This is a genomic window from Novosphingobium sp. FG137, assembly GCF_057809735.1.
The window spans coordinates 105372-117488 of sequence record NZ_JBMDKN010000001.1 but is presented as its reverse complement, the minus strand read 5'-3'; the positions used below and the strand labels follow the sequence as shown (position 1 = coordinate 117488).

Genomic DNA, 12117 nt, shown 5'->3' with positions numbered 1-12117 from the left:
GGCTTTGCGCCGCCTTGCGCCGGGCTCAGGCAGCAGCTGGATCAGCCGCAACGTGGGCAAGCAGACGCGCCAGTTCGCCATCGCCCAGCGGCTGCTCGAACCGGATGCCGAAACCCAGCGGGGTCGTCGCGACGATCTCGCCGACAAGCGCGAGGCCAGCGGCCTGGACCAGCACGGCATCGCCGCGGCGGTTCATCAGATAGGCAAGACGCGGGCGAAACATCGCCCCCCCGCGCGAAAGATTGATGAGGCGGCCCTCGTAGCTCACCATCTTTTCGGTCAGCACGATCTCGCCGTCGATCCGGCAATCGTGGCGCACATCGGCGCGCGAGAACACCGGGCGGCGGCCAAACGGGTTGAAATGCAGCGCCATCGTCATGCTCCGCGCTGGGCGTTGGGGATGGCTTCGCCGGCCGCCGGGAGATCTGGTGCGGAATGCTCGAAACGCATGCCGAGGCGGCGGCGCAAGCGCTCCATTTCAAGGCGCGCATCGCCTAGCTGGACGGAAGCGGCATCCGGCGGGAGCGCGGCGGCGGCGGCGAAAGTCTCGAACGCAGCGCGGTGTTCGGCGCAGCGCAGTTCAAGCCGCGCGATCGCGTCGCGGTGGTGCGCGGAGGCGACGGCGAGCCGCTCGAGCCGCCGGTCGAGCCGCGCGGCCAGTGCGCGCATCGCGCGGCGGTTGGTGGCGAGACCGGCTTGCAGGTCATGGCGCAGCCCCCCCGCATCGCCGAACTGGCGGCGCGGCGAGAGGCCGAGCCAGCCGCCGATGCGGGCCAGCGCGGAAGGCGGCGACAGTGGATCTGCCGCCGCTGGCGCGGCGTGCCGCCGGTGCTGCGCTTCGCCGGAAAGGGTGATCAGGCTATCGAGCTGGCGGTGGATCTCGTCGCCATCGAGCGCGGCGGACCGTTCTGCCAGAACGCCGAGGGCGGCAAGCGTCGCGCGGATATGCGCGCGATCGGCCGCGGCATCCTCATGCAGCGCGGTAATCTGGGCAAGCATGTCGGACTGGTTGTGCGCCAGCTGCGCCACGGCATCGGAGACCGGCCGCAGCAGCTGGCGCGGATCGGAGAGGGCGGCGACGCCATCTTTCAGTGAGCCGATCGCGCCGGCAAGGCCCGCGATCTCCTGCTTGTTCGCTTGCGCGCCGTGAGCAAGGCCGATGATGGCAGCACGCAACTCGGCAAGTTCGGCAGCACCCGCCTCGATCGCGCGGCGTACCGCGCCGAAATCGCGCGAGGGGCTGGCGGAGGCCTCGGTCTGACCGGCTTCGAGCTGGGCGAGGTTCGACAGCCAGTGCTCGAATTCATTGCGCAGCGTCTTCATCGCGCTGGTCATGCAGCGCTCGAGCGCGCCAAGGACCATCGAGGTCATCAAGCCGAACAGCGACGAGGAGAAGCCCACCGACATGCCGTTGAGCGGGGCCTTCATGCCCTCGATCATCTTGCCGAAGCTGTCGGCCCCGGCGCTGCCCGAAACGTCCATTGCGCCGATCAGGTCGGAGACCGAGTGCACAGTCTTCATCAGGCCCATGAACGCGCCGAGCAGGCCGAGGAACACCATCAGGCCGGAGAAGTAGAGGATGGTCGACTTGCGATCGTTGATGCGCAAGTCGACATCGTGGAGCAGCGTCTGGACGGTGTCCGCGCCGATCTCGAGATGGTCCTGCTTGCCGAGCTCCTCCGCAATCAGGCGATAGCCCAGCCCGAGCAGTTCAGGCTCGGAAAAGACCACGGCGGGTTGCGCATAGGGATCGCGCGGGCGCTTGGCGCGCTCGCCGTAATCGACCTGGAGCGCGCGCAGCGCGACGACTTCGTTGCGCAGCGACAGCACGTTGCGGAAGGCGATCCCGGCTGCGACCCCGAAGATCGCGAAGATCGACAGGTTGAGCGCCAGCTTGGCCTCGACGCCGTCGATGACGAACTGATGAGCATAGATGCCGAGCCCCGCGAGGACCGTCATGATGGCGGTCATCTTGAGCAGTTCGGCGCGGAGCTTCCTTTCCACGGCGGTGGTTCCGGTGGCGGTCATGGCTTGATCACCACGCGGACCATGTGCCCATCAGGCGAGGCTGCATCGGTAACGCGGATCTGGGTGGTGACATCGCCGGGGGCGAGGCCGGCGCGCAGGAGGAGATTGCGGGTCATTGCCGCGCGGTAGAACGCTACGCGCTGCGCTTCGGAGACCGAGCGCGTCTGGGGTGCAAAGGACCAGATCTCGTACTTAATTCCGGCGCGGGCCTTGCTCTTGATGAAGCTGATGACGCGGGCGGAATTGGCATCGTCATAAGTCGCGGCATTGGGCGTGAAGCCGACCTTGAGCAGGGTATCGGCGGTCGTGACCTCGATGCCTCTTGCATCGTCCGGCTGTTCCACCGGCCTGACCTGCAGCTTCAGCGTCTCGGGCGTGTCGCGTGTGCGGATCGAAAGGCGCTCGGCCCCGTCTGTCACGGTAGGGGTGCGCAGCACGGAACCGAGTTCGGAGACCGAGGTGCCGGCTTCGGCATCGCGCGGAGACAGCACCGGCGCGGCACCGGGCGCGCAGGCGACGGGCTTGCCGTCCTTGCCGGTACGCTTCTGCTGCTGCTCCTGCTGGATCATCTGCTGCTTGAAATTGGCGATGACGCGCTGCGAAAGCTGCATCACCGCCGCGCTCATGATCACGAGCAAGAAGGTCACCACCATGATCACGGTGGTGAGCACGTCCACGAAAGCCGGCCAGTGATTGACTTCGCCGTCGGCGGATGCGCCTGCCACGTCATGCTCCTTGGGGTGGCGGCGCGAAACGGCGCTCTGCCATGATTAACCGGCCATAAGGTGGTCTGTTTAAGGGGTCTGGCCGGGGCTGCTCAGGCAGCTTCCCTAGAGGCCTGTTTACCATTCTGGCTTCCATTGTGACCGGCCAACTGGGCGAGCACTTCGGCCTTGGGCCGATCTGCCACGATGCGGCCTTCCTCCAGCCAGATCACGCGGTCGACGATTTCGAGCAGGGCGAGGCGGTGGGTTGCGACAACCAGCGTCTTGCCCCGCGTCGCTTCGGCCAGCCCAGCGATCACCGCCTGTTCGCTGGCGACATCGAGCGAGGCTGTGGGCTCATCGAGCAGGAGCACCCGGGGGTTGCGCACCAGCGCGCGGGCGAGCAGAAGCGACTGGCGCTGCCCGCCGGACAGCGCGGAGCCGCGCGGGCCGACCTGGCGCATGTACCCTTCTGCGGTACGGGCGACGAAACTGTCGAGCCCCGAACAGCGGATCGCGCGGTCAACCACGGCAGCCGAAGGTTCGGGCATGCCGAGCAGGATGTTGTGCCAGACAGTGCCTTCGAAGATCATGGCATCCTGCGCGCTGTAGATCACGTTCCGGCGCAAGTGCGGGATGGCGAAACGGTCCAGCGCGTGGCCGTCAAGCGTGATGAGCCCTTGCTCGGCGGGGATGAGCCCGGCGAGCAGTTGCAGGAGGGTCGACTTGCCCGAACCCGACTTGCCGATCAGCGCGACGCGCTCACCCTCGCGCAGGGTGAACGTGAGGCCTGAAAGGCTTGGCGTGCCGCTTCCGCTGAACGTGTGCGAGAGGCCTGCGACCGCGAGCGCGCCGCGTACCGGGGCAAGGCTGACGGCGGGATCGGAAACATCGCGCTCTGGCTCGGTCTGGAGCAGGCCGGCCAAGGCCTGGAATTGCGCAAGGCTCTGGTAGGCGCGGGCGAACATGCTGACGGTGGCGGCAACGGGCACCATCGCGCGGCCGGTGAGGAGCACGACGGCGATCAGCGCGCCGGTTGTCATCACCCCTGCCTTGATCTGCAGCACGCCGATCACCACGACCATCACGGTCACAAACTGGACGAGCAGGCCCGAGGTGGAAGCTGGCAGTTCGGTCAAGTGCCGCGCCTGCTTGCCTGCCATGGCAAGATGATCGGAAATCACGTCCCAGCGGCCTTCGAACAGGCCTTCGGCGTGGTTGGCCTTGATCGTGGTCCAGCCGCTGGTGAGTTCCGCGGTCAGGTCGCTGCGCGCCTGGACGAGCTTCGAGGCGCGGCGGCTGGCAAGTTTCAGCGCATAGTTGCAGACCATGCCGACGAGGACGAGGCCCAGCGCGCCGAGGATGGGGCCGAGCACGGTGAACCCGCCGATGGCCGCGATCAGCGCGAACAGCAGGACGACGAAGGGCAGATCGACGCAAATCGTGGCGATGGCACCCGGCACGAGCAGCGAAAGCTGCTCAAGATCGCGTAAGGCAGTCAGCATCGCGCCGAAGCCCATGCCCGGCGTCGGCGCGCGGGCGCGCAGCACGGTGACGACCGCGCGGTGCTGCACGGCCTGCCCCACGCGCGTGGCCACCGCCTCGACAAAGCGCGCCTTGATCTTCTTGAGCAGCAGTTCGAACACCAGCACGAGCACGACCCCGATGGACAGCGCCCAGAGGCTTTCGATCGCGAGATTGGGCACCACCCGATCATAGATCGCGCGCATATAGAGCGGGATCGCAAGCGCGCAGAGATTGAGCAGCGCGCTGGCCAGCAGCATCTGCCCCAGCGGACGGCGCTCGGCGAGATAGGCGCCGAGCAGCCAGGCCCTGGGATTGCGGCGGATGAGATCGCGCTCGTGTGCGTCGGAGGCGCCGTTCACCGGATCGACCGGCCCGCTGTGCAGCGCCTCGCCCGCCAGCAGCGGGCGCAGGGCCGCGAAGGGCAGCACCTGCAGGCCTTGCGCATCGCGCACGATAACATGCTCCTCGGCGCGGCTGGTGATGAGCACCGCGCCGCCGCCCACCAAGGGCAGGACCAGCGGCAGGTCTGCCGCCTCGGGCACGCAGTGGCCGATCGGGCGCCAGTGCGCCTCGATGCCGATCCGTGCGAGCGCGAGCGGGGCGAGTTTGGCGGCCAGCGCTTCCTGCGCCATCGGCAGTGCAGCGCCCAGCGCCCCGCAGTCGTGCGAGGTCCCCCGCGCGGCGGCCAGCAGTTCGAGCGCGGCGAGCATCGCGAGCGGCGTGACCATGGGCTGGCCTTGCGCGCCGGGCGGCGGGCGGCGGCGGAAGATTCGGCCAATGAATCCTGCGCGGCGGGCTTCAGGCCGGACGGATGGCGGTGCGATCATGGCGTTTACCCTGCTTTCGCGCCGGGAGTGCCAGCTTATGGAAAACGCCAAATAAAGCGGGACCTACGGGACTGCGCGTAGCCCGGCGGCAAGCCGAAACGAGGATAATGAACGGTAAATTCTCGGCAACACTCTTGCTTTGACCGAGGTCCTGCCATGCGCTTAGCGCGCCTTCGCCAATCCCTTATCGTCTTTCTCGGCGGGGGCAGCCTGTTCGACGACTTGCGCCCCGGTGAAGCGGAGGACGTGCTGGACGGCAAGCTCTCGCTTGCCAGCCAGCCAATCGGCGCGGCGCTGCCATGGAGCGCGCGGATCGGGATCGGCGCGCCCTCGCGCCTGCTCAAGGCGCTGGCGAGCATCTTCGTGCTCGTCGTGCTGTGGATGGCGCTGTTCACCGTGGACAAGGTGACGCGCGGCGCGGGGCGCGTGCTGCCGGTGGCGCAGAACCAGCTGGTGCAGCACCTTGAAGGCGGGATCGTGAAGGAAATCCTTGTTCTGGAGGGCCAGCGGGTGCGCAAGGGGCAGGTGCTGATGCGCATCAGCAATGCCTCGACCGGCGCAGCGATCGAAAGCGCGCGGACCGATCTGGTCGCCAAGCGCATCATCCTCGCCCGGCTCGATGCCGAGATTGCCGGTGCGGGGAGCTTCACCCCGCCGCCGGAACTCGCCGCGCAGGCCCCCGAGCTGGCCGCAAGCGAGGCCGGGCTGTTCGCCTCGCGCCGGGCGCAGCGGATGAGCCAGGTGGGCGTGATCAACCAGCAGGCGCGGGCAAAGTCGGCCGAAGTCGGCTCGCTTCAGGCGCGGCTCGCCAACTTGCGCAATGAGGAACGGCTGGCGATGGAGCAGCTCTCCAGGCTGGAGCGCGCCTATGCCGAGGATGCGGTTTCGGAGCGCGACGTGCTCGACAAGCGCGCGTCGCTGCTTTCACTGCGCACGCGCATCGCCGATGTGGCCAACCAGATTCCGCAATCCTCCGCAGGCCTTGGCGAATCCGCCGCCCGGCGGGGCGAGATCTGGGCGAGCGACATGGAACAGATGCGCGCGCAAGCGGCGCAATTGCGGCTGGAACTTGCCAAGGCCGACGAGCAATTCGGCGCAGTGCAGGACCGCGTCGCGCGCGAGGAAATCCGCGCGCCGGTCGATGGCGTGATCAACCGGCTCAACGTGCGCACGGCAGGCGGGGTGATCCGCGGTGGTGAACCGGTGGCGGAGATCGTCCCCGCCGCCAGCCAGGTCATCATCGAGGCGCGCATCGCCCCCAAGGACCGCAGCAACATCTGGCCCGGCCTGCCCGCCCGGATCAAGATCTCGGCCTACGATTCCACGGTCTACGGCTCGCTCGCGGCCAAGGTGGTCGATGTCTCTCCCGATGCGATCCAGGACCCGCGCGGCGGGCTCTACTACCGCGTGCGGCTTGATGCGGGACGCGCGAGCTTCGGTGCGGGCATGCCGGTGATCCCGGGGATGACCGGCGAAGTGGCGATCCGTTCGGGCCGCCAGACTATCCTGAACTACGTACTCGGCCCGCTCATCCGCATCTCGCAGGAGGCTCTGCGCGAATAGGCGCGATGACGCTTAAGGTCTTCAAACCCTAGCAAAAACGTCTGTGGCAGCGCCGCATCGATAATAGCAAAAATGTCACACAATGTCTGGTTTCGCATCTGCGGCATGCGGATTGCCCTGCAAACCAGTTTACACTTTCAATCGAAGGAATATCCACGGCTCGCTTCATCCAGAGGCAGGCCGGGGGGGCACCATAATGCCCGGCTGCTCAATTCAGGGGGTACCCTATCGTGCGAAACCTTTCCAATCTTGCCGTGCGCGGCGCGCTGCTTGCTTCGGCAGCCGCCTTTGCCGGCGTGGCCGCTCCGCAGGCCGCCTTTGCGCAGGAAGCTGCTGCAGCTCCTGACGATGCCGCCGCTGCGCAGAGCATCGTCGTCATCGGCACCCGCCGTACCGACCGCACCGTTGCTGACTCGGCTTCGCCGATCGACGTGATCAGCGCGGCTGACATCAGCTCGCAGCCGACCGCGAACCTGCTGGACTCGGTCCGCAACCTCGTACCGTCGTTCTTCGTCGGCCAGAACTCGATTTCGGACGCCTCGACCTTCGTTCGCGCGCCTTCGCTGCGCGGCCTGCCGGGCGACCAGCTGCTCGTCATGCTCAATGGCAAGCGCTACAACCGCTCGGCCCTCGTGCAGGTCTACAACGGCGGTGACACCGGCCTTTCGTTCGGCTCGCAGGGTCCCGACATTTCGGCGATCCCGGCCATCGCGATCAAGGGTCTCGAAGTGCTGCGTGACGGCGCGACCGCCCAATACGGTTCGGACGCCATCGCGGGCGTGCTGAACTACGGCCTGCGCGACAACGCCGGCTTCGAGCTCGTCGGCCGCTACGGCCAGTTCTATGCCGGAGACGGCAAGAGCTACCAGATCGCGGGCAACGCCGGCCTCAAGTCGGACCGCGGCTTCATCAACGTTTCGGCTGAATACAACAACGACGGCCGCACCAGCCGCGGTGTGACCCGCCCGATCGCTGCGCGCTTCGCCGCCGAGAACCCCTCGCTGGCCGACAAGCTGCCGTTCGCTCCGCTGCCTGCGCAGATCTGGGGCAACTCGCCAAGCGAAGGCTGGAAGGCCGTCGTCAACGCCGCGTATGACGTGACCGACAACAGCAAGATCTATGCTTTCGGCAACTTCGCGCACGCCCGGGCCGAGCAGAGCTTCAACTTCCGCTCCTCGTATCAGGGCTCGAGCAGCTTCGAATACGACGATGGCAGCGGCACGCTGAAGACCGGCACTATCGGTGGCCGCAACTTCTTCCAGGCCCCCTACTACCAGACGCAGTGCCCGGCCGGTAACCCGACCTGCCCGGCTGGCGGCTATGTCAAGGACAGCAATGTCTTCAACCTGACCTCGATCTACCCGGGCGGCTTCACGCCGATCTTCGTGGGCAAGACAGATCAGGCCATCGGCACGATGGGTTACAAGGGCAAGACCGACGGCGGCTTCACCTATGATCTCTCGGCCTCGCTGAGCCGCAACTCGCTCGACCTGTCGATGTACAACTCGATCAGCCCGTCGTTCGGCAAGGCTTCTCAGACCAGCTTCGAGTTCGGCAAGCTGATCCAGAAGGAATTCGACGCCAACCTCGACCTGACCTACGCGGTCGAAGCTGGCCTCGCCAGCCCGATCACGTTCTCGGGCGGCGCGGAATTCCGCCGCGAAAGCTACACCTCGACCGAAGGCGATTTCCAGTCCTACGGCGCAGGCCCCTACGCGATTGCCCACGATCTCTACATCCAGACCGCTCCGGGCGTGTATGCCCCGGCCGATGAACAGACCGCATCGTATGATCCGGCTGCCAGCGGCTACGGCGGCACTTCGCCGAAGTATGCCGGCACCAGCCACCAGAAGAGCTACGGCGTATACGTGGGCGCAGAAGCCGACGTGACCAAGCAGCTGACGCTGGGTGCAGCCGGTCGTTACGAACACTACGATTCGTTCGGCGGCCGCTTCGTCTACAAGTTCAACGGCATCTACCACGTGACCGACGAGTTCGCGCTGCGTGGCACCGTTGGTTCGGGCTTCCACGCCCCGACCCCGGGCCAGAACAACACCGCCGTGCTGACCACCAACTTCCTCCAGGGCAACTCGGTGCAGGTCGGCACCTTCCCGGTGACCAGCGACGTGGCGCAGTTCTTCGGTGCCAAAGCGCTGAAGCCTGAAAAGTCGACCAACTTCGGCGTGGGCTTCGTGTTCCAGCCCTCGAGCGCGCTGACGCTGACGGTTGACGGCTACCAGATCAAGGTGACCGACCGCATCTTCATCTCGAAGGCATTCGTGGTGAGCGCGGCCAACATCGCGGCACTGCCTGAGCTCGCTTCGGTGGGCGTGGGCGGCAACGTCCAGTTCTTCACCAACTCGCTCGATATCCGCACCCGCGGCGTCGACGTGGTGGGCAGCTACCGGACCGATCTGGCCGGCGGCAAGCTGAACCTGACGCTCGCCTACAACTACAACCGCAACAAGGTGACCAAGTTCGACGCCAACACGCTCGGCGATGCCCAGCGCAGCGACGCGGAAAACCTTGCTCCGAAGCACCGCCTCAACCTCCAGGGCAACTGGTCGATGGGCGCGTTCTCGGTCGGCGCGGCTGCGCGTTACTTCGGCAAGTGGCGCGTCGAGAGCGACTATCCGGGTCAGGAATTCGGTGCCAAGGTCACGGCTGACATGGACGTGAGCTACACCTTCATGGACAACTTCAAGCTGACCGTGGGTGGCAACAACATCTTCAACACCAAGCCCGACCGGATCAAGGCTTCGACCTCGAACCCGATCTACACGCTGACCAACAGCACCGGCGACGGCCAGATCTATCCGCGTAACGGCGGTCCCTTCGGCTTCAATGGCGGCTTCTGGTACGTCCGCGCGAGCGTGAAGTACTAAAGGTCGGCCCAACTGGCCTAACGCAAGGGGGCGGGGAAGTTTCGGCTTCCCCGCCCCTTTTCTTTTGTTGCCGGCAGGGGCAGAGGAAGGGCCGAGAGGATACCGACCATGGCCCTGCGCAAGACCGCAATCACCGCCTTCGCGGCACTTTCCCTTGTTTCCGGCACCAGCCTGCCCGCGCCGCTCATGGCCGCATCGCAAGTGCCGGTGGGCGCCGAGCATGGCATGGTCGTCTCCGCCCACCGACTGGCGAGCGATGCCGGGGTCGAGGTGCTGAAGGAGGGCGGCAATGCCGTCGATGCGGCCATCGCAGTGGCTTATGCACTGGCGGTGACGTTCCCGGAGGCCGGTAACATCGGCGGCGGCGGTTTCATGACGGTGCGCCTTGCCGATGGCCGCACCAGCTTCATCGACTTCCGCGAGACCGCGCCCGCAGCGGCCACGCCAACGATGTATCAGGACAAGGCGGGCAAGGTGATCCCGCTGCTTTCAACGCGCGGTCACAAGGCCGTCGGCGTGCCCGGTACGGTCGCGGGCCTTGAACTCGCGCGCGAGAAGTTCGGCACCCTGCCCCGCGCGCGCCTCATGGCCTCGGCCATCAGCCTCGCCCGCGATGGTTTCGTGATGGATCAGGGCGATGCGACGTTCCTCGCCGAAGGGGCGGAGGATTTCGCCCGGGATCCGGCAAGCGCCGCGATCTTCCTCGACAATGGCAAGCCCTGGGAGAAGGGCCATCGCTTCGTGCAGGCCGATCTTGGCCGCATGCTCCAGCTCATCGCCGACAAGGGCGCGGACGTGTTCTACAAGGGCGAAATCGCCGAGAAGATCGCCGCATCGAGCAAGGCGCACGGCGGCATCCTGACCAAGGCCGATTTTGCCGCCTACCGCGCCATCGAGCGCGCGCCGCTCGAATGCGACTACCGCGGCTATCACGTGATCTCCGCGCCGCCGCCGAGCTCGGGCGGGGTCGTGGTGTGCGAGACGCTGAACATCCTCTCCGCCTACCCGATGGGTGAGCTGGGCTGGCATTCGGCGCAGAACATCCACTACCTGACCGAAGCGCTGCGCCGCGCTTTCCACGATCGCAACGTCAACCTCGGCGATCCCGGCTTCGTGAAGGCCGATGTCGCCAAGCTGATCTCGCCCGATTATGCGGCGCAGCTGCGCGCCGGCATCGCGGCGGACAAGGCCACACCGTCCGTCTCGCTCGGCGTGCCGGGCACGAGCCACGAGGGCGCGAGCACCACGCACTTTTCCATCGTGGATGCCGCGGGCAATGCCGTCTCGCTCACCTACACGCTCAACGACTGGTTCGGCGCGCGGGTGACGGCGGACGGCACCGGCATCCTGCTCAATGACGAGATGGACGATTTTTCGTCGAAGCCCGGCGTACCCAACATGTACGGCCTCGTCGAAGGTGCCAACAATGCCATCGCCCCGGGAAAGCGGCCGCTCTCCTCGATGACGCCGACCATCGTGACGAAGGACGACAAGCTCGCCATGGTCGTCGGCACCCCGGGCGGGAGCCATATCCCGACAGGCGTGCTGCAGGTCATGCTCAACGTGATCGACCACGGCATGACGGTGACTGAGGCGACCGATGCCGCACGCATCCATGCGCAGTGGCTGCCTGATGTGATCTTCATGGAACCCAATGCGCTGAGCGCCGAAACCCGCGCCGCGCTGGAGGCCAAGGGGCACAAGCTGGAAGCAATGGACTACTGGAACCAGGTCGCGGCGATCCTCGTCGGCAGCCCCGCGCTGGGCAAGCCCGCGGTGGGCCGTGACCGGCTCTACGGCGCAATCGATCCGCGCCTGCCGGTGGGCAGCGTGGCCGGGTACTGATGTCATGGCGTTCACCCATGCCCTCGCGCAGGAGGAGGACCTGCCCGCCCTGCGTGCACTGATGACGCGTGCCATCGAGGAGCTGCAGCACGGCTTCCTCACCCCCGAGCAGGTCAAGGCAAGCCACCAGATCATGGGGCTCGATACCCAGCTGGTGAAGGACCGCACCTACTTCATGATCCTCGATGGGGGCGCGCTCGTCGGCTGCGGGGGGTGGAGCTGGCGGGCGACATTGTTCGGCGGGGATGACAGCATCGTGGCACGCGAACCGCTGCCACTCGATCCGGCGAAGGACGCCGCGAAAATCCGCGCGATGTACGTCGATCCCGCCCACGCCCGGCGCGGCATCGGCAAACGGATCATGGCCCTGTGCGAGGATTCCGCGCGCGCGGCCGGGTTCAGCCGTGCGGAGCTGATGGCAACACTGGCCGGTCTGCCGCTCTACAAGGCCTGCGGCTATGCCGAGATCGAGGCAGTCGAGGCCACCTCGCGCGAGGGCGTGAAGGTCCCGATCATCCGCATGGGCAAGCCGCTTTAGAGGCGCTCTGCCAGCGACGTGCACCTGGCGGCAGGCTGCCCTGCGGGAACAAAACGGCCGCGCCCGCCATTTTGCTCAAGCACACCGCGCGGAGCGCACCGCTTGGGGCCTGACCTGCGACGGGCCGCACGACTTGGGTCTTGAACCTTGCCGCGCGGCAGGCGAAGAGCATCGTGCATCTGCGCCCCTGCGATCGGGCT

General features: G+C 66.7%; 8 protein-coding genes. 4 read left to right on the top strand and 4 right to left on the bottom strand.

The features are described from left to right. Positions 1-25: 25 nt before the first annotated feature. From ACODS2_RS00515 to ACODS2_RS00500, 4 genes are all read right to left on the bottom strand, one after another. Positions 26-373, bottom strand: a complete 348-nt coding sequence (locus ACODS2_RS00515) for a PilZ domain-containing protein (protein WP_488997119.1) — start codon at positions 371-373, stop codon at positions 26-28. 2 nt (positions 374-375) lie between these two features. Next, positions 376-2028, bottom strand: a complete 1653-nt coding sequence (locus ACODS2_RS00510; RefSeq protein WP_488997118.1) for a hypothetical protein — start codon at positions 2026-2028, stop codon at positions 376-378. Beyond that, the gene (locus ACODS2_RS00505; protein ID WP_488997117.1) at positions 2025-2753 is read right to left on the bottom strand and encodes a hypothetical protein; all 729 of its coding nucleotides are present in this window, start codon (positions 2751-2753) and stop codon (positions 2025-2027) included. The genes ACODS2_RS00510 and ACODS2_RS00505 overlap by 4 nt, the downstream gene beginning before the upstream one ends. A gap of 92 nt (positions 2754-2845) precedes the next feature. Next, complete coding sequence (locus ACODS2_RS00500; protein ID WP_488997116.1) at positions 2846-5086, bottom strand: ATP-binding cassette domain-containing protein; 2241 nt, start codon at positions 5084-5086, stop codon at positions 2846-2848. 156 nt (positions 5087-5242) lie between these two features. On the opposite strand from ACODS2_RS00500, the gene ACODS2_RS00495 reads away from it, so the two are divergent. From ACODS2_RS00495 to ACODS2_RS00480, 4 genes are all read left to right on the top strand, one after another. Then, entirely contained in the window at positions 5243-6649 is a 1407-nt protein-coding gene (locus tag ACODS2_RS00495) for an HlyD family type I secretion periplasmic adaptor subunit (RefSeq protein WP_488997115.1), read from the top strand. A 230-nt stretch (positions 6650-6879) separates the two neighbouring features. Beyond that, a complete protein-coding gene (locus ACODS2_RS00490; protein WP_488997114.1) occupies positions 6880-9534 on the top strand; it encodes a TonB-dependent receptor plug domain-containing protein in 2655 nt (884 codons plus the stop codon). Positions 9535-9642: 108 nt separating this feature from the next. After that, the gene (gene ggt, locus ACODS2_RS00485; protein ID WP_488997113.1) at positions 9643-11379 is read left to right on the top strand and encodes a gamma-glutamyltransferase; all 1737 of its coding nucleotides are present in this window, start codon (positions 9643-9645) and stop codon (positions 11377-11379) included. Between the two features lie 4 nt (positions 11380-11383). Further along, a complete protein-coding gene (locus ACODS2_RS00480; RefSeq protein WP_488997112.1) occupies positions 11384-11917 on the top strand; it encodes a GNAT family N-acetyltransferase in 534 nt (177 codons plus the stop codon). Positions 11918-12117: the final 200 nt, after the last annotated feature.